We start from the raw sequence: 17109 nt of genomic DNA, 5'->3' as shown, positions 1-17109 counted from the left end.
GTCTCCCTCAAAGGCCGGCCGCGTCCCGGGCCTTGGCAACAAGGTCCGAGCGGTCGAATTCGGCGACAAGGCGTTCGCGCATCCGCGGCGCCGGGCTTGCGTTCACGTTCTCGAACAGGGCCACGCGGCCCGCGAGCGATGAGCAGGTCAGATCCCAGATGAAGTTCATCAGCCGTTCCTTGTGCATCCCGCTGACGCCCTTGCCGGGCAGCAGTTCGATCAGGTGGTGGCCGATATCCGGGTTCTCGAACGCGGCCTTGCCAAAGCGCATCACCAGGCCCTGGCCGCACATTTCCTGAAGCACATGGATGATGTGGGGGTAGTTGCGGATCGCGTAGAGTCGGCCAGTCGTCAGCATCATCACGTCGGGCACCATCACGCCGCTTTCGTTGACGAAGGCGCCCGCCTCGGCGGCGATCACGAAGGCTTCAAGCGTGCGGTTGTATTCGATGATCTCGGCCAGCATGGAGCGGACGGCGGGGATCGTGTCGGTGCCGAGGATTTCCGTGACCATCTGCGCGCAGCCGACGAAGATTTCCGACTTCACCTTCAGCCGGGTCAGCACATGCCAATGCGCGAAGATCGTCGCCTTGCCGGAAATGGCGAGGCCATGTTCAGACCCGAGGTTGAAGATCCGCTCCTTCGGCACGAAGACGTTGTCGAAGATCACCAGCTGGTCGGCCTCTTCGCCCTTGTGGGTCAGCGGGTGGTCAAACGGGTCGGCGCCCGGGTTCGACAGCATCTCGCGCGAGACAAGCTTGATGCCTTCGGAATTGATCGGCACCGCGCCCCAGACGCAGGCTTCGGCGGGCGTGCCCGGATAGCCGAGGTTCGAGAAGAAGATCTCGTTGGTCTGCGCCGCGATGGAGCCGACCGACTTCGCGCCCGAGATGCGGACCCCGTTCTTTTCCACCGACTTCACCCGCAGCAGCGACGCGGCCTGCGCCAGCGGCGAGGAGCGGTCATTCTGCGGCCCGGTCAGGCTTTCGGCGCAGGTGATCGAGTTGAGGCGGCCCTCCTCGACATAGCGCTGCACGTTCTCGGCAAAGTCGGGCTGGCAGCCGTCGAAGGCGGATTTGAACCCGTTGAACATGTGCAGATGTGCGAGGATGCCCACCGCCAGCGTCGGGCCCAGATCCACCGGACGGCCAAAGGTGCCCACGGTCTTCAGCGAGGTGTATTCCATCATGGCGCGGCGGCCTTTGATGTCCTCGGCAGTCTGCGGCACCTGCCAGGACCGCCCGACGCGCAGCCCGGTCTTGGGGTCCAACGTCGTGGTCGCCTCTTCGAAGGCCGGGTCGAACTGGTCGTCGAACATCGAGGCCATCAGGTCGATGCCCGCCTCCAGCGCCGGTTCGTCGGTGACCTTGGCAAGCTTCTTGCCGTTCACCCAAAGCTGGCGGCCATCGTCGAGCGAGGCCTTGAACTCGGCGCCGGTCTTCAGCGCATGGGCGGGTTTCGTCCCGAGGGCGATGCTGTTCATGGTGGTCCTTCCGTCTGATCCCATGGTCCGGATGGCGTGGCGATTCGCCTCAACCAAACCGAACCTGTTGCCGCAACCATAGGTCTGGTTGCCAGTTGAGAAAAAGCGGAGAGTTTTTGCAGATGCGAGAGGCTCGGGGGCTGAAAGGGCAGCACCAAGCTGAGGAAATTCTCGCAACAAACTGTGAATTAATGACTTAATCAGTTAAATATCTGCCTCAAATAAATCATTATCGCCTCTGCAACTGCAGAAAATGCAGTGAACCAAGGCGTCAACCAATGCAGAGGTAGCCGCCAACCAACCAAATCCGGCGCGCTGCCGTCTTTTGGTTTGCGGTGTGGGTGAGGATTGGTTGAAGGATGGATCAAGCGGCGACACTGCTCGCCATAGGCACGGGACGTTCGGCAGCATGAGCAGTGACGGTCAGGACATGATCACCGAGATCGCCGCGCAGATCCGCGCGCTGGCCGCCGGGGGGCGGCTGCCGGCAGAGCGCGACCTTGCGGACAGGCTTGGCGTGAACCGCTATGTGCTGCGCAAGGCGTTGGATGGCCTGCGCCAGAACGAAGAAATCCCCGCCAGCCGGCCCCGCAACCGCGGCAAGCGCCGTTCGGTCGGTGCGGGCGGCATTATCGACCTGACCAGCCCGGCCGAGCTGTGGGAGGTACGTCTGTCGCTGGAACCCGAGATTGCGCGGCTGGCAGCGGTGCGCGGCACCGCGGCCGAACTCGATGCGATCAAGGCCGCCCATCAGCGGTCGGAACCGACGGTGTTCGATCTGGAGCTCGACATCGCCTTCCACCGCGCCATCGCCATCGCCAGCCACAATGCGCTGGCCCTGCATCTGATCGATCAGGTGATGGACGTGACGCGCGATCCGGGCTTTCGCTCGCGCTTTCCGGCCTTCACCGCCGAAACCGGCTGGCGGCACCACGAAATGCTGGTCGAGGCGATCCGCGCGCGGCACGCCGCAGAGGCGGAAGACGCGATGCGGCTGCACCTGACCGCGATCCTGCAATGGCTGAACGGCGGCGCCGACCCCGCGCGCTATGCCGTGAAATGACGGAGACCCGGACGTGACCAGACTGCTTCCCCCGCCCGACGCAATCAGCTTCCGGGCCGCGATGCGGCTGCCGGCCACCTCAGTGACCGTTCTGGCGGCGGGCAGCGGCGCCGCGCGGGGCGGGCTGACCGCCTCGGCCGTCTGCTCGCTGTCCGACACGCCACCGATGATCCTCGCCTGCGTGAACCTGGCCTCGGCAGCGCTGCCGCTGATCCGCGAGACCGGATGTTTCAGCGCGAACTTCCTGACCGACGCGCAAAGCCATGTCGCCGAGCGTTTTGCAGGCCGCACAAAGGTTTACGGCGCGGATCGCTTCGCCGAGGGCGATTGGCAGACGCTGGCAACCGGCGCGCCGGTGCTGATGGACGCGCTGGCGGTGTTCGATTGCGAGCTGGAGCGGGAACATGACAGCCCCACCCATGCGATCCTGATCGGGCGCGTCATGGGCATGGTCCGCAATGACGATAGCCGCAGCCTGATCTACTCGGCCGGCAGCTTCGCCTATCCGGCAGAGCTGCGGGCCTGAGGGCGCGGCGCCGGGTCAGCCAAGGATCGCCGACAGCACCCGGTGGATCGAGGTCAGGTGAACGCGCATCGCCGCCTCTGCGGCCTCGGGGTCGCGCCCGGCGATGGCCTCGACGATGGCGCGATGCTCGTCCGCGTCATTGGCGGGGCGCAGGTTCGCGGCATGAACGCTTTCCCGGACCTCATGGTCGATGGTGCGGATCATGTCATGGATGACGCGCGCCAGCGCATTGCCGGATGCCGCCGCGATCATCCGGTGCAGATCGGCCGCCGAGCCGCCCTGCCGCACGCCGCCCTCGATCAGCGCGCGCATCTGTGCGATCTGGTTGGGCGTGGCACGCACCGCGGCCAGCCGCGCCAGCGGCGGCTCGACCATCAGGCGCAGTTCCATCACCTCTACAGGGTTGGTGTCGCGCGCGATGCCCCCTGCCCCGCCCGTGGTCGGTTGCGGGCGCCGCGGGCGCGGCAGCGGGGTCGGCAGCGCGCCGCGGTCCCGCAGCGCCAGAAGTGCCCGGCGCAGCAGGTGCCGCTTGATGTTCAGCCTGTCCGCAAGCGCGCGTTCTGCCGGCAGCGATCCGTCCTGCGCCTGAATGCGCAAGATCGCCTCCGTCACCGGGGCAAGATCGTCACCATCCTTATCCGCGAATCGCACAGTCTGATCAGCACCCTTACTCAACGTCTCTCCCCCACACCCAACTCCCGTTCTACGTGTCCCCTTGGCATGGGTCGGGCCAGGGATTCAACCACTAACAACTGGTTGGGCCCACGACTCGGGTGCGGCGTCGCGTCGGTGCCATCATTGATATGCGCAATTATCACAATTTGATCGCGGCCGGCGCATGAAATCTATGCGCAACGCCCTAGGGCAGCCTTCAACCAACATCTAAACCAATTCTGTGGTTTTCATAACCATTGACGACGGTCGGCAGGAAGCGGTGCTTTGGGAACAACGAGAGCGGCATCCGAAGATCGCTCGTGTCATCACCCAGGGAAATCCAGACATGCTCAGCCTGCTCCGCTCCTCCTCTGCCGCGCTTGCCCTTCTTGCGGTAACCCTGCCCCCGGCCCTCGCGGCCGATGTGGACACCATTGCCATCGTCACGCCCGAACAGGGCACCGACTTTGGCTGGAACCAGCAGGGCATCGAAGGGCTGGAAGCCGCCGCCGAGGCAACCGGCACCGAGGCGATCATCGCCCAAGGGCTTGGCTACGGCAACGTGCGCCCGACCTTGCGCGAACTGGCCGAGGATGGGGCGCAGTTGATCATCGCCCATGCCTCGGGCTATTCGACCGAGGCCATCGAGGTCGCCAAGGAGATGGGCGTCCACATGGTCACGGGCAACCCGTCGGAACCGCCGCTGGTCGCCAACTACAACCTGACCGCCGAGAAGGGCGCCTATCTGGCCGGCGTGCTGGCTGCGAAGATGACCAAGACCAAGGTGCTTGGCATCGTCGTCTCCTCGGAAAGCCCGAACTGGAATGCGCAATCGGCCGGCTTCGCCCAGGGCGTGCGCGCCGTGTCGCCGGAGATCGAGCTACGCTATGCGATCATCGGGCCGGCGGCCTATGCCGATGTGGCCGGCGCCCGGCGGGTGACGGAAAGCGTCATCGCCTCCAATGCCGACATCATCTTCGGGCAGGGTAACGGGTCATCCTTCGGCATGATCCAAGCGGTGGAGACGGTGACGCCGCCCTCGGGCGAGAAGGTCTGGTTCATCGACGTGATCGGCGACAAGACCTCGATCGACAAGGGCCACCTGCTGTCCTCGGTGATCTGGGACATGGCCCCGGTCTTCACCCAGATGGTCGAGGATGTGCGCGCCGATGTCTTCGGCACCACCACCTATGCGCTGGCGCTGGAGGATGGCAGCCAGCGGCTGCTGCAGACGGACCATATCCCGGCAGAGATCTGGGCAGAACTGGAGGCGGTGAAGGCGCAGATCATGGCCGGTGAGATCACCGTGGATCTGGTACTGGAACCGGCGGCGACGCGGGCGATGATGTCCACGACGGTCGCCGCGGCCGAGTAAGCCGATGACCGCCGCGCCCTCCCCTGTCGTGTCGCTCCGCGAGGTCACCAAGCGGTTTCCCGGCGTGATCGCCAATGACCGGGTCTCGCTCGATTTCTTCCCGGGCGAGGTTCATGCCCTGCTTGGCGAAAATGGCGCGGGCAAGTCCACGCTGATTTCCATGCTTGCGGGCGTGCAGCGCCCGGATGAGGGAGAGATCGCGGTGGACGGCGCGGCGGTGGCCATCGCCTCGCCCAGGCACGCGCTGTCGCTGGGGATCGGCACGGTCTATCAGCACCGGATGCTGGTGCCGACGCTGACGGTGGCGGAAAACCTGATGCTGGGCGCGCCCTGGTGGCGGCGCCCGGCGCTTGGCGGTGTCCGGGCGCGCTTCCGCGAGGCGGCGGCGGCCTTCGGCGTCTCGGTCGATCCTGATGCGCGGGTGGAAAACCTGTCGCTGGGAGAGCAGCAGCAGGTAGAGATCATCCGGGCGCTGTGGCGCGGCGGGCGGCTGCTGGTGCTGGACGAGCCCACGGCGATGCTGTCGCCCAAGGGTGTCGAGGAACTGGGCGCGATGATGGGGCGGATGAAGGCGCTTGGCATCGGCATCGTCTTCATCACCCACCACCTGACCGAGGCACTTGATTTCGGCGACCGGGTCTCCGTGCTGCGCGGTGGCCGGTCGGTCGGCGGGATCGCCCCCGAGACGCTGACCGCCCTGCCCCGGGCGGACGCGATGGCAGAGGTGGTGCGGCTGATGTTCGGCACCGGCCTTGCCTCTGCCGAGGCTGCCGAAGGCGGTGCACATGTTCCCCGGGCCCTGCCTAACACGAAGATGCTGGAGGTCGTGGGCCTGTCCGGCCGCTCGCCCCGCTCGGGTTCCAGCTTCGAGGATGTGTCCTTCCATGTCCGCAAGGGCGAGATCTTCGGCATCGCCGGCGTCGATGGCAACGGCCAGACCCCGCTGGCCGAGGCGCTGGCCGGGCAGATCGCGGCCACCGGATCCGTCGTGCTGGATGGGCGCGAGCTTGGCCCCGCCAACGTGGCGCTGCGCTACCAGCTTGGCCTGCGCTACGCGACCGATGACCGGAATGGCGAGGGCATGGTCGGAAAGCTACCGATCTCGACCAACATGGTGCTGAAGGAAATCGGCGCCGCGCCCTTCTGGCGCCGCGGGATCGAGCGGCGCGCGGCGATTGACGCCCATGCCAGCGCGCTCTTCGCCGCCCATGACGTGCGCGCCCCCGGCATCCACACGCCGGTTGGCCGCCTGTCGGGCGGCAATATCCAGAAGGTTCTGCTGGCGCGCGAGCTGTCGGGCAGCCCCAAGGTGATCGTCTATTCCAAGCCCACCCACGGGCTTGACCTGCGCAATATCGAGGCCACCCGCCGCCGCATCCGCGAGACGGCTGAGGCGGGCGTGGCGACCGTTCTCATCTCCACCGACCTTGGCGAAGTGCTCGCACTGTCCGACCGGATCGGGGTGATGGTCCGCGGCAGGCTGGTGGGCATCGTCGAGAACGGCCCCGAGGCGCGGCTGGAAGTGGGCCGCCTGATGGCCGGCATCACAGAGCGAGAGGCGGCATGACCGAATCTACCGAATTCATCACCGGGGCCACGCCCGCCGCACCGCGCTTCGGCTTCCTTCTGCCGCTGGGGCTGGCGCTGCTTCCCGTGATGGCTGCGCTGGTGGCGGCGGGGCTGGTGCTGCTGGTTCTGGGCTCTGACCCCATCGAATACTACAGCTACGTGGTCCAGCGCGGGCTGCTGCGCTGGCGCGGGCTGCAGGCGACGGTGGTGAACATGGTGCCGCTGCTGATCCTTGGCGGGGCGCTGATCGTCAGCTTCCGCTCTGGCCTGTGGAATCTGGGCATCGACGGGCAGTACCTGCTTGGCACGCTGACGGCAGGGGCCACCGCGCCGCTGCTGGCGGGCGCGTTCCCGTCCATCGTCGCGCTGCCGCTGGCGATGCTGGCGGGCGCCGTCGCGGGCGCGCTCTGGGCGCTGCCCCCCGCCCTGCTGCGCGCCCGGGCGGGGATCAACGAGGTGATCTCGGGCCTGATGATGTCGCTGATTGCGGCATCCCTGACCGCCGCCGCCATCAAGCTGTGGCTGAAGGACCCGGCCTCGCTGGAGCCGCAGACGCTGACCCTGCCGGTGGAGGACCGGCTGCCGCTGCTGGCGGGTACCGACATCAATATCGGGATCTTCATCGCCCTCGGCCTCGTCATCGCCGCGCATACTCTGATGATGCGCAGTGCGACCGGCCTGCGCTTCCGCATCCTTGGCCTGAACCCAGCGGCGGCCACCCATGCAGGGCTTGGCGTGCCGAAGCTGACGCTGTCGGTACTGTGCCTGTCCGGCGCACTTGGCGGGCTGGCGGGCGCGGTCGAGCTGACGGGCGTTCTAGGCAAGATGCAGGCCAGCTGGCATCCGGGCTACGGCTTTGCCGTGGTGCCGCTGGTGTTTCTGGCGCGGATGAATGGCTGGGCGGTGATCGTCTTCGTCTTTGCCTTTTCCGTCCTGCAGATTGGATCTGCCTCTGCCGCCACGCGCCTTGGCGTACCGCAGGATTTCACCCTGGTCCTTGTGGGCTTCCTCCTCCTGTTCCTCGCGCTGTCCGAATATGCGGGCGAGCGTCTTCGTGCCAAGAAGGTCTGACCGATGCCGCCGATCTTCAATGAGCCCTTCCTTGCCGCGCTGCTGACCGGCGCGATCATCTCCGCCCTGCCGCTGATCCTTGCGGGGCTGGGAGAGCAGATGTCCGAACGCGCCGGGGTGATGAATATCGGGCTGGAGGGGATGATGATGGCCGGCGCGCTGGCGGGCTTTGCCGCCACGCTGGCGGGCCTTGGCGTTTGGGGCGGGATGCTGGCGGGGGGGCTGGTTGGCGCGGCGGTGTCGGTGATCATGGTGCTTTTCTGCGTGCGGCAGGGCATGAACCAGATCATCGTCGGCATTGCCATCACGCTGGGGGCCACCGGCGTCACCTCGCTGATGCACAACGCCTGGTATTCGCGCACCTATCCGCGGCTGGACGCGGCCGAGAAAATCGCGCTGCCCGGCCTATCGCAGATCCCGGTCCTTGGCCCGGGCCTTTTCACCCATCATCCGGCCACCTGGGCGGGGCTGTTCGTGGCGCTGGTCTTCGCCTTCGTCTACCGCCAGACCTTCCTGGGCCTCAACCTCGCCTCGGCGGGGGAGAAGCCCGACGCGCTCGATGCCGCCGGGATCGACGTGACCCGCACCCGCAGCGTGGCGGTGATGGTGGCGGGCGCGATGGCCGGGCTTGGCGGCGCATACATGGCCGTCATCGGGTCGGGCATCTTCGTGCCGCACATGACCGGCGGCGCCGGATACATTGCCATCGTCCTTGCCATGCTGGCCCGCGACCGCCCGCTCTGGGTTGTCGGCGGGGCGCTGCTGTTCGGGTTCTGCCTTTCCGCCACCACCGCCTTGCAGGTCGGCGGCATCGAGGTGCCCACCGATTTCATCCAGATGCTGCCCTTCCTTGCGGTGATGGCCGTGCTTGTCCTCTTCGGACGCAACGCCCGGCTCCCCCGCGCGCTCGGGCAGCCCTACCACCGCGGCCAACGCTAGGAGTTCCCCATGAACGAGATGAGCACGATGATGCCAGAAAAGCAGCTGCGCACCGGCGCCGAATACAAGGCCTCGCTGAAGGACGGCCGCAAGGTCTGGCTGGATGGCGAGCTTCTGGGCGATGTGTTCGAGGCGCCGCATCTTGCCGCCGGGATCGACACGCTGGCCGAGATGTTCGACGACCAGTTCACCGAGGAACATGCCGAGGCGACGACCTATTACGAACCCAAGCTCGGCAAGATCGTCACCCGGTCCTGGCAGGCACCGATGAGCGCCGAAGAGCTGGTCGCCCGCCGCAAGATGATCGAATACACGTCAAAGAAGACCGCCGGCACCTATGGCCGCCCACCGGATCTGGGCCCGTCCATCGCCATGGGCCTCTGGGCGTTCCTGCCCACCTTCAAGGGCCGCGCCTCGGCCTTTGCCGAATGCCAGCCCGACTTCGCCGAGAACATCGAGCGGTATATGGAGCATGGCCGCCTGAACAACATCACCTGCGCCGAAAGCCTGACCGGGCCGCAGAATGACCGATCGCAACCCCTCGCGCAGGCGGCGTCCTTGCTGCGGGTGAAGAAGGCCACCAAGGACGGCGTCTATATCTCGGGCGCGAAATCTGTGGGCTCCATCGCCGCGCAGACCAACGAGCTGTTCTTCACCAACCTCGCCTATGAGGGCACGCCGCCCGAAAGCTGCATCTGGGGCTCGATCCCGATGGCGACCGAAGGGCTGATGCTGGTCAGCCGCGAATGCCTGTCGAACCCGGGCGCCGACCCGTTCGACCACCCGCTGAACCACAAGGGCGAGGAGGCGGACCAGCTGTGCATCTTCGACAATGTCTTCGTGCCGAAGGAACGGATCTTCAATCTGGGCGATCCCGAACTGGTGACGATGTATGGCAAGACCTGCAACTGGGCGCATTGGCACATCCTGACCCGGCTGATGGTCAAGGCAGAGCTGTTCGTGGGCACCGCGCAGCTGGTGCTGGATGTGCTGGGAACGGGCAAGATCGGCCCGGTGCAGCAGCTGGTGGCCGACCTCATCCAATATGCCCAGACCCTGCGCGCCTTCGTCCTTGCCGCCGAGGCGCAGGCGAAGCCGACCGAGAATGGCGTGATGGCCCCCGATATCCCGCTGCTGACGGCCGGGCGGATGTATTCGATCCAGCACTACCCCAACATCATCCACACCCTGCAAGAGCTGTGCGGCCAGGGCCTTGTGATGCGCTTCGGCCGCAAGGCCTTCCTCAGCCCCGATATCGGCCACCACCTGCAGGAGCTGCTGCCCGGCCATGGCGTGACCGGGATGGAGAAGGAGCGGGTGATGAACTTCATCTGGGACCTGACCACCTCCAGCCATGCCGGGCGGGTGGCGCTGTTCGAAAATGTCAACGCCGGCGCGGCACCGATGCTGCGGACGCGGCTGTTCAACGAATATGACAGGTCCGAGCATGTGAAGCTGGCGCGCAAGCTGGCCGGGGTCTGATCTTGGCTTATCAGGATCTGATCGACGACTTCTACCGCGCCTACAATACCGGGCAGGCAGAGGCGGCGGTGGCGCTCTATGCCGAGGATGGGGCGCATGTCGAGGCAGCCTCGGGGCAGGCGCGGCAGGGGCACGAGGCGCTGCTGAAGGGACTTCGCGGCTTTCTGGGGATGCTGGACGGGCTGCGTTTTGAGACCTCGCGGCCGGTACGGGCCGGGGCAAAGGTGGTGGTGCCCTATGTGATGCATGGGGTGATGACCCGCGACCTTGGCCCGATGCAGGCGCGCGGGCAGAAGATCGCGCTGCACGGGGTGCATCTGTTCGAGATCGCCGAGGGGCGGATCGTGCAGACGACCGACTTCTGGGACATGGACGATTTCAAGGCGCAGGTCGCCGCATGATCCGCGCCGCCCTCGCGCTGATGCTGATGGGGGGCGCGGCCTCGGCGGCCCCGGTCCCGGCCCCCGTCAGCATCGAGGGCCCGCCCGGCACCGTCTGCGAGGTGACGCTGGCGCATTGGTATGTGCTGCGCGTCCCCCCGTCGCCGGGTGGCGGGCTGTCGGTGCCCTTCCGGTTCGACGCCATCAGCGAGACCGTCTCGATCCTCAGCAAGGAGGGTGTGGAGATGGCGGTCGAGGGCCTACTGTGCGGGCCAGAGGCGGACCTGCAGACCAGCGGCCAGCGGCTCGACTTCCGCGGCCTTGCCCGGATGGCGCAAGCGGGCGGGCACCGTGCCACATGCCGTGTTGGCGGCCCTGAACCGGACTGCGGAAGGCAGTAGGCCCGCTCAGGCCTGATCCACGTCCTGCCGCCCGAGGCGACCGAGGTGCTGACCCTGTCGCCGCCGCTGGCCGATCTGGACGGGCTGTTGCAGAGTCTGGCCGTCGCGCTCGGGACCATGGTGGCCGAGGACGTCGCCCCGCCCCAATCCGGCCCAATCACGCCAAAAACGCCGGCCGGGGTCGTCGCCCATGCCATGCCCGCGAATGCGATCATCGTCCACGAATCCACCACCAGCGGCGTGCATCTGTTCCCGGCCTGCGCCGGGGCCGGGCCGCATGACTGGATCAACAACCGCGGCGGCTCCATCGGTTATTCTGATCGAGGCAGGGCTTTAGACGCGGCCAGCTGCGTGCGGCGCAGTCAGGGTCTGGCGAAGGCCAGCCTCAGATCGCCGCGCGCACCAAAGGCGCTTGCCGCCTAAGTCTGCTCGCGATCCGCAAATATCTGCATGGCGATGTCCGCTGCGCTCGCCACATGCTCCGTCGCCACGCGGTAGGCGCGGGCGCCGTCCCGGTCGCGGATCGCATCGACAATGGCAGCCATCTGCGCGGGCCCTTCGACATCGCGCTTGTCGGTCTTGATGGTCATGGACCGCAGGTGGTTGATCCGCACCGTCAGCATGTTGACGATGTCCCAGGCGACGTGGCGGTTCACCTTGCTGAAGAGCACCCGGTAGAACTCTGACGTGCTGGTCAGCACATGGCCCATATCGCCCGTGGCATAGCCTTTGCGGATGCCGGCGAGCGCCGCATCGAGCGCAGGTGCGATGGTCGGATCGTCGCTTTCGGCACAAAGGCGCGCGGCCATGGCTTCCAGCGCCCCCCGCACCTCATAGATCTGCTGCGCGATGTCGGCATCGAGCGGGGCGACGATCGGCCCCTTGCCGATCTGGGTGCTGACGAGCCCCTCGGATTCCAGATGGCGCAGAACCTCGCGCACGATGGTGCGGCTGACGCCGAGCTGCTCGCAGAGATCCCGCTCTACCAGACGATCCCCCGGCTTGAAGACACCCTCAAGGATCGCCTCGCGCAGGTTGCCAAGGGCGAGTTCCCGCAGGGTCTTGGCCGGTCGCTCGACCTTCATGCCCGTTTTCGCGGCCTTGCTGTCCATCCGTCACCCTCGCCCACCCTGTCCCGCACTTTGCAGGCATAATATGGGATACCGAGTACAGCGGCATCCTGCGCAATGACACCCTGTTTTTCGGTGTGCGGCAACAGGCCTCTACCGCATCACGAACGGGTCCGGGATCGGGTCGTCCGAGGTGCGCAGCCAGACGGTCTTGGTACGGGTGTAGTCCAGCGCCGCGGCAAGGCCGCCCTCACGCCCCTGACCGGACAGGCCGCTGCCGCCGAAGGGTGCGATGGGAGAGACGGCGCGGTAGGTATTGACCCAGACCACCCCGGCCCGGATGCCGCGGATCATCCGGTGGGCGCGCGGCAGGTTGCTGGTGAAGACCCCCGAGGCCAGACCGAAGGGGGTGTCGTTGGCAATCCGCAGCGCCTCGGCCTCCGTCTCGAAGGACACCACCGACAGCACCGGGCCGAAGAACTCCTCCACCATCGAGGGCGAGGAGACGCCGTCGCAATCCAGAATGGTCGGCGCGTGATAGAAGCCCGGCCGGTCCAGCGCGCTGCCGCCGCAGACCACCCGCGCCCCTGCCTCCACCGCCCGGCCGATCAGCGCGCCGACATGGGCGATCTGCCGGACGGTGGCCAGCGGCCCCATCTCGGTCGCCATGTCGGAGGGGTCACCGATCCGGATGGCTTCGGCCTTGGCCTTCAGCATCGCCAGAAATTGGTCTTTTATCCGCCGGTCCACCACCAGCCGCGATCCTGCGGTGCAGCTTTGGCCTGCCGCGGCGAAGATACCCGCCACCTGCGCATTGGCGGCGCTTTCCAGATCGGCATCGGCGAAGACGATGAAGGGGGATTTGCCGCCAAGCTCCAGCGAGGTGGTCGCCAGATTGTCGGCCGATCCGCGCACGATATGCCGTGCCGACTCGGGCCCGCCGGTGAAGGCGATATGCGCGACCTTGGGGTGGCGCGCCAGCGCGCTGCCGCAACTGGGGCCGAACCCGGTGAGGATGTTGACCACGCCCGGCGGAAACCCCGCCTCCTGCACCAGCCGCGCAAATTCCAGCAGCGGCGCGGGGCCGTCTTCCGAGGCCTTGAGCACCGCCGTGCAGCCCGCCGCAAGCGCGGGCCCCAGCTTGACGGCCGACAGGAACAGCTGGCTGTTCCACGGCACGATCATCGCCACCACGCCGACCGGCTCTCGCCGCAGCCAGACCTCCATGTCGGGCTTGTCGATGGGCAGATGCGCGCCTTCGATCTTGTCGGCAAGGCCCGCGTAATAGCGGTAGTAATCCGCCACATAGGCGATCTGAGCAGAGGTTTCGCGGATGATCTTGCCGGTGTCGCGGGTTTCCAGCTCAGCCAGCGCCGGGGCATTCCGGGTGACCAGATCGGCAAGGCGGTACAGCAGCTTGCCGCGCTGCGTCGCCGTCATCGTCGCCCAAGGGCCATCGTGCAGGGCGCGGTGCGCGGCCATGACCGCCCGGTCCACGTCGGCTTCGCGCGCTTCGGGCATCAACGCCCAAGGCTCGCCGCTGGACGGGTCGATGCTGGGGAAGACGGCCGGGCCGTCGCAGAGCATGCCATCGATATAGTGCTGGAATTGTCTCATCGTTTACCTCGCCCCTGCTGGCATCGCGCAGGCAGTGGCCAGCCATGCCTCCATCGCGGCGTTCACGGGGCCGGGGGCGGTCAGATTGACCATGTGCCGGTGCCCCTCGATGATCGCGAGCTGCCCGCGCGGGGCGAGCGCCGCCATCTGCCGCGACATCTCTGGCGTGGAGTTGGGATCGTCCGATCCGGTCAGGAACAGCGCTGGCGCCGTGACGCCGGGCCATGCAGCCGCATAGATCTCATCCCCCGTGGCGAAGGCGGTGTAAGTGACGGCATAGTTTTGGGCCGAGGCCCCCGCCAGCCAGCCATGCACGACAGAGCTGACCTCCCGGCTGCCTTCCGAGCTGTCGAACCAGCGACCGATGGGGCCGTCGGGATCGACGCCTTCGGTCCAGATCGCAGCGGCGCGTTCCAGGACGGCGCGCTTGGCGGCCATGCTGCGGCAATGGGCGGCGTTCAGGCAGGCGACGCGCAGGATACGGTCCGGCAGGCTGGCGGCCGCGCCCCCGGCGATGAGGGCGCCCATGGAATGGCCAGCGACATTCACCGCTTCCAGCCCAAGATCGTCCAGCACCTCGCCGAACCAGCCCACGAAGTCGCGCAGGTTGCTGCCGATGGGCAGCGGCGCGCTGTCCCCGTGGCCGGGCATGTCCAGCGCGATGACGGTGTGGCTACGGGCAAAATGCACGATCTGCGGGGCCCACGCCTCCAGTCGCATCCCGACGCCGTGGACCAGCACCAGCGGCTCGCCAGCGCCCATCTGGACATAGGCGGTGCCGCGGCGCGTCTGGCGGCGCTTGGCGGTGCCAAGCTCCGCAAAGGCGCCCCGCAGCGACGGCGGCACCATTGTGTCCTGCGCCACGGTCACACGCCTGCCGGATTGTCGACGCCTTGGCCAAGCTCTGCCAGGTCCAGGTAGCGGTCACCGATCCGGTGATGCGGGCGCCCGCCGACCGAGGCGCCGAGGGCGATCACGATCTCATCCGCCGCAGGCGCATCGGCAATCGCGGTCTGGATCGTCAGGTAATGCGACCGGCGGCCAGCATCATTCTTGTCCATCAGCGGGATCATGATCGGCGCATTGGCGGGACCGCGGGTATTGGTGAAGGCCAGATAGGATTTCGCGCCCACGGCATTGCGGTAGTGGTTGCCGAACCGCAGTGTGTGGATCAGCGCGCTGGCATGTTCCAGCTCGCCGTCCAGCCCGACGACGGCCGCCTTGCCATAGCCCTCGACCGCCTCGCCCGACCCGACGGCATCGAGGATCATTTCCGTCAGCAGGGCGCCCAGGATCGGGGCAGCCGTGCGGATTTCCGGCTGCAGGTCCTCGACATAGCCGCGCCCGGCCCAGGGGTTCCTGACCACGGCGAACGCGGAATAGAGCTTCATCGGCTGCGGCGCCGTCTTGCCCCCTTCGATCAGGGTGGTCTCGACCTGAAGCAGGGTCTTGCGGATCTCGATAGCCATTTGGATGGTCCTTATATTGGTCGAACAGCGGCGCCGTTTGGCGGGACGGTCAGAGATCGGAGTCGAGCGATCCGTCAAAGGCGAGGGTGTAGAGGCGCGCCATTTCCTCGGGCGTCGGTACGCGCGGATTGTTGGCGGGCGTGCCCGAGGCGATGCCCTGCCGGGTCATTTCCGGGATCAGCGCGCGGTAGCGGTCCGGGTCGATGCCGAAGCTGCGCGGGGTCGGCACCTCCAGCCGCCGGTTCAGATCCTGAAACGCGGGGACAAGCAGCGCGGCCGCCTCGGCATCCGGGGCCGAGGCCGGCGCAAGGCCAAGCGCCCGGGCCGCCATCGCGTATTTTGCAGGCGCGGCGGCGATGGAGAACTGGCTGACCAGCGGCAGGACCATCGCATTCGACATGCCATGCGGCACATGGAAGAACGCCCCGATCGGCCGGCTGAGCCCGTGGATCAACGCGGTGGAGGTGTTGGACACGGCAAGCCCCGCGTGCATTGCGCCGAGCATGACTGCCTCGCGCGCCACCGCGTTCTGGGGCTCGCGCGCGGCTGTTTCCAGATGCGCGCCGATCAGCGCCAGCCCCGACAGGGCCAGCGCATCGGAATGGGGATTGGCGTTGCGGTTGACCAAGGCTTCCAGCGCATGGGTCAGCGCGTCGATGCCGGTATCCACCGTCACGCGGAACGGGCAGGTGAAGGTCAGTTCGTAATCCACAATCGCCGCGACCGGCAGCGCGGCGGAGCCGAGGATCAGCATTTTCTCGTTCGCGCCGGTGTCGGTGATGACGGCTGCGCGCGTCACCTCTGAGCCCGTGCCCGCCGTGGTCGGGATCGCCACCAGCGGCATGGTGGCAAGGTCAACGATCCGCGGCACCTTGAGCGCGCTGAGCGCCTCGCCGGTGGCAAGGACGATCCCCGCCGCCTTGGCCGTGTCGATGGCGCTGCCGCCGCCAAGCGCGACCAGACCGTCATGCCCCCCTGCTGTCGCCGCGGCGACCAGCGCCGCGACCGACAGATCGGTCGGGTCCTCGACCACCTCGGCGAACAGGCCCGCGCCCAGGCCCGCGGCGGTCAGGCCCTCCATCATCTCGGCCGCATGGCCGACCTTCACCATGGTCGGATCGGTCACCACCAGGGGGCGCCGCACGCCGAGCGATTGCAGCAGCCCGGCCAGCTTGTGGCGCGCGCCGCCACCGACAAGAAGCTCGCGCGGGGTCAGGATGCGGTTGATCATGGTCTGGGGTCTTTCTGGCCGCGTCCGGTCAATGCGAGAGGATCTTGGAAAGGAAGGCCTTGGCCCGGTCGGTCTGCGGGTTGTCAAAGAAGGTGCCACGCTCTCCGACCTCCACGATCTCGCCCTCGTCCATGAAGACGATCCGGTCGGCGACCTTGCGCGCGAAGCCCATCTCATGGGTGACGACCATCATCGTCATCCCCTCGCGGGTCAGCGCGACCATCACGTCCAGCACCTCGTTGATCATCTCGGGATCGAGCGCCGATGTCGGCTCGTCGAACAGCATCGCCACCGGGTCCATCGCCAGCGCGCGGGCAATCGCCACGCGCTGCTGCTGGCCGCCCGAAAGTTGGCCGGGATATTTGCTGGCCTGCGCGGTCAGGCCGACCCGTTCCAGCAGCGCCTTGGCCTTGACGATGGCCTCGGCCGTGCTGCGCCCCAGCACCTTGCGCTGCCCGATGCAGAGGTTTTCAAGGATCGTCATGTGCGGGAACAGCTCAAAGCTTTGGAACACCATCCCCACCCGTGCCCGCAGCTTGGGCAGGTTGGTCTTCGGCGCGCTCACCTCCACTCCGGTGACGCTGATCCGGCCCTGTTGGATCGGCTCCAGCGCGTTGACGCATTTGACCAGCGTCGACTTGCCGGAACCGGAGGGGCCGCAGATCACCACGACTTCCCCCTTCGCGACCGTCAGGCTGCAGTTCTTCAGGACCTGAAAGCTGGGCCCATACCATTTGCTGACATCGTGCAGTTCAATCACGGTTTCAGGGTTTGCCATG

Annotated in this window: 18 protein-coding genes; 10 read left to right on the top strand and 8 right to left on the bottom strand. The window is 67.0% G+C overall.

Translation table 11 applies throughout. The features are described from left to right. Nucleotides 1-7: 7 nt before the first annotated feature. A complete protein-coding gene (locus Q8S30_RS03010; protein WP_305664556.1) occupies nucleotides 8-1483 on the bottom strand; it encodes a 4-hydroxyphenylacetate 3-hydroxylase N-terminal domain-containing protein in 1476 nt (491 codons plus the stop codon). A 409-nt stretch (nucleotides 1484-1892) separates the two neighbouring features. Between Q8S30_RS03010 and Q8S30_RS03005 the strand changes: the two genes are divergently transcribed. Both Q8S30_RS03005 and Q8S30_RS03000 read left to right on the top strand, forming a co-directional pair. Then, entirely contained in the window at nucleotides 1893-2546 is a 654-nt protein-coding gene (locus Q8S30_RS03005) for a FadR/GntR family transcriptional regulator (RefSeq protein ID WP_305664555.1), read from the top strand. 13 nt (nucleotides 2547-2559) lie between these two features. Continuing rightward, complete coding sequence (locus Q8S30_RS03000; RefSeq protein ID WP_305664554.1) at nucleotides 2560-3072, top strand: flavin reductase family protein; 513 nt, start codon at nucleotides 2560-2562, stop codon at nucleotides 3070-3072. Between the two features lie 15 nt (nucleotides 3073-3087). On the opposite strand, the gene Q8S30_RS02995 is transcribed toward Q8S30_RS03000, so the two are convergent. Then, nucleotides 3088-3723 (bottom strand): FadR/GntR family transcriptional regulator, encoded by a 636-nt coding sequence (locus Q8S30_RS02995; RefSeq protein WP_305664553.1) that lies wholly within the window; start codon nucleotides 3721-3723, stop codon nucleotides 3088-3090. Nucleotides 3724-4072: 349 nt separating this feature from the next. Here Q8S30_RS02995 and Q8S30_RS02990 point away from each other — a divergent pair, with 349 nt between their 5' ends. The 8 genes from Q8S30_RS02990 to Q8S30_RS02955 are packed head-to-tail and all read left to right on the top strand — an operon-like array spanning nucleotide 4073 to nucleotide 11366. Continuing rightward, nucleotides 4073-5101: a BMP family protein gene (locus Q8S30_RS02990; protein ID WP_305664552.1), complete on the top strand. Its 1029-nt coding sequence runs from the start codon at nucleotides 4073-4075 to the stop codon at nucleotides 5099-5101. Nucleotides 5102-5105: 4 nt separating this feature from the next. After that, complete coding sequence (locus Q8S30_RS02985; protein ID WP_305664551.1) at nucleotides 5106-6668, top strand: ABC transporter ATP-binding protein; 1563 nt, start codon at nucleotides 5106-5108, stop codon at nucleotides 6666-6668. Continuing rightward, a complete protein-coding gene (locus tag Q8S30_RS02980) occupies nucleotides 6665-7741 on the top strand; it encodes an ABC transporter permease (RefSeq protein WP_305664550.1) in 1077 nt (358 codons plus the stop codon). Before Q8S30_RS02985 ends, Q8S30_RS02980 begins: the two co-directional genes overlap by 4 nt. A 3-nt stretch (nucleotides 7742-7744) precedes the next feature. Further along, nucleotides 7745-8680 carry an ABC transporter permease gene (locus Q8S30_RS02975; protein WP_305664549.1) on the top strand — a complete coding sequence of 312 codons (936 nt, stop codon included), beginning with the start codon at nucleotides 7745-7747 and terminating at the stop codon, nucleotides 8678-8680. A 9-nt stretch (nucleotides 8681-8689) separates the two neighbouring features. Next, nucleotides 8690-10162, top strand: a complete 1473-nt coding sequence (locus tag Q8S30_RS02970) for a 4-hydroxyphenylacetate 3-hydroxylase N-terminal domain-containing protein (RefSeq protein ID WP_305664548.1) — start codon at nucleotides 8690-8692, stop codon at nucleotides 10160-10162. Between the two features lie 2 nt (nucleotides 10163-10164). Next, nucleotides 10165-10563, top strand: coding sequence for a nuclear transport factor 2 family protein (locus tag Q8S30_RS02965; protein ID WP_305664547.1), 399 nt, complete (start codon nucleotides 10165-10167; stop codon nucleotides 10561-10563). After that, nucleotides 10560-10943, top strand: coding sequence for a hypothetical protein (locus Q8S30_RS02960; protein WP_305664546.1), 384 nt, complete (start codon nucleotides 10560-10562; stop codon nucleotides 10941-10943). Before Q8S30_RS02965 ends, Q8S30_RS02960 begins: the two co-directional genes overlap by 4 nt. 45 nt (nucleotides 10944-10988) lie before the next feature. Next, nucleotides 10989-11366: a hypothetical protein gene (locus Q8S30_RS02955; protein WP_305664545.1), complete on the top strand. Its 378-nt coding sequence runs from the start codon at nucleotides 10989-10991 to the stop codon at nucleotides 11364-11366. On the opposite strand, the gene Q8S30_RS02950 is transcribed toward Q8S30_RS02955, so the two are convergent. The 6 genes from Q8S30_RS02950 to Q8S30_RS02925 all read right to left on the bottom strand — a co-directional run bounded on the left by Q8S30_RS02950 (nucleotide 11363) and on the right by Q8S30_RS02925 (nucleotide 17108). Beyond that, nucleotides 11363-12055, bottom strand: coding sequence for a GntR family transcriptional regulator (locus Q8S30_RS02950; protein ID WP_305664544.1), 693 nt, complete (start codon nucleotides 12053-12055; stop codon nucleotides 11363-11365). The genes Q8S30_RS02955 and Q8S30_RS02950 overlap by 4 nt on opposite strands. A gap of 111 nt (nucleotides 12056-12166) precedes the next feature. Beyond that, nucleotides 12167-13630, bottom strand: a complete 1464-nt coding sequence (locus Q8S30_RS02945) for an aldehyde dehydrogenase (protein WP_305664543.1) — start codon at nucleotides 13628-13630, stop codon at nucleotides 12167-12169. A gap of 3 nt (nucleotides 13631-13633) precedes the next feature. After that, complete coding sequence (locus tag Q8S30_RS02940) at nucleotides 13634-14494, bottom strand: alpha/beta fold hydrolase (RefSeq protein ID WP_305664542.1); 861 nt, start codon at nucleotides 14492-14494, stop codon at nucleotides 13634-13636. A 2-nt stretch (nucleotides 14495-14496) separates the two neighbouring features. Next, entirely contained in the window at nucleotides 14497-15099 is a 603-nt protein-coding gene (locus tag Q8S30_RS02935) for an amino acid synthesis family protein (protein WP_305664541.1), read from the bottom strand. A gap of 49 nt (nucleotides 15100-15148) precedes the next feature. Continuing rightward, nucleotides 15149-16330 carry an iron-containing alcohol dehydrogenase gene (locus Q8S30_RS02930; RefSeq protein WP_305664540.1) on the bottom strand — a complete coding sequence of 394 codons (1182 nt, stop codon included), beginning with the start codon at nucleotides 16328-16330 and terminating at the stop codon, nucleotides 15149-15151. A 28-nt stretch (nucleotides 16331-16358) separates the two neighbouring features. Next, nucleotides 16359-17108: an amino acid ABC transporter ATP-binding protein gene (locus Q8S30_RS02925; RefSeq protein WP_371135425.1), complete on the bottom strand. Its 750-nt coding sequence runs from the start codon at nucleotides 17106-17108 to the stop codon at nucleotides 16359-16361. Nucleotide 17109 lies beyond the last annotated feature (1 nt).

Origin of the sequence: Frigidibacter sp., from assembly GCF_030695035.1 — a bacterium.
Taxonomy (GTDB): Bacteria; Pseudomonadota; Alphaproteobacteria; order Rhodobacterales; family Rhodobacteraceae; genus Frigidibacter.
Note: the sequence above shows the minus strand (reverse complement) of the source record. Positions and strands in the feature narration are given on the sequence as shown.

Coding starts and splice junctions, on each gene's coding strand:
- Q8S30_RS03010 (WP_305664556.1), bottom strand. CDS start 1,483: ATGAACAGCATCGCCCTCGGGACGAAACCCGCCCATGCGCTGAAGACC.
- Q8S30_RS03005 (WP_305664555.1), top strand. CDS start 1,893: ATGAGCAGTGACGGTCAGGACATGATCACCGAGATCGCCGCGCAGATC.
- Q8S30_RS02990 (WP_305664552.1), top strand. CDS start 4,073: ATGCTCAGCCTGCTCCGCTCCTCCTCTGCCGCGCTTGCCCTTCTTGCG.
- Q8S30_RS02985 (WP_305664551.1), top strand. CDS start 5,106: ATGACCGCCGCGCCCTCCCCTGTCGTGTCGCTCCGCGAGGTCACCAAG.
- Q8S30_RS02980 (WP_305664550.1), top strand. CDS start 6,665: ATGACCGAATCTACCGAATTCATCACCGGGGCCACGCCCGCCGCACCG.
- Q8S30_RS02975 (WP_305664549.1), top strand. CDS start 7,745: ATGCCGCCGATCTTCAATGAGCCCTTCCTTGCCGCGCTGCTGACCGGC.
- Q8S30_RS02970 (WP_305664548.1), top strand. CDS start 8,690: ATGAACGAGATGAGCACGATGATGCCAGAAAAGCAGCTGCGCACCGGC.
- Q8S30_RS02960 (WP_305664546.1), top strand. CDS start 10,560: ATGATCCGCGCCGCCCTCGCGCTGATGCTGATGGGGGGCGCGGCCTCG.
- Q8S30_RS02950 (WP_305664544.1), bottom strand. CDS start 12,055: ATGGACAGCAAGGCCGCGAAAACGGGCATGAAGGTCGAGCGACCGGCC.
- Q8S30_RS02945 (WP_305664543.1), bottom strand. CDS start 13,630: ATGAGACAATTCCAGCACTATATCGATGGCATGCTCTGCGACGGCCCG.
- Q8S30_RS02935 (WP_305664541.1), bottom strand. CDS start 15,099: ATGGCTATCGAGATCCGCAAGACCCTGCTTCAGGTCGAGACCACCCTG.
- Q8S30_RS02930 (WP_305664540.1), bottom strand. CDS start 16,330: ATGATCAACCGCATCCTGACCCCGCGCGAGCTTCTTGTCGGTGGCGGC.
- Q8S30_RS02925 (WP_371135425.1), bottom strand. CDS start 17,108: ATGGCAAACCCTGAAACCGTGATTGAACTGCACGATGTCAGCAAATGG.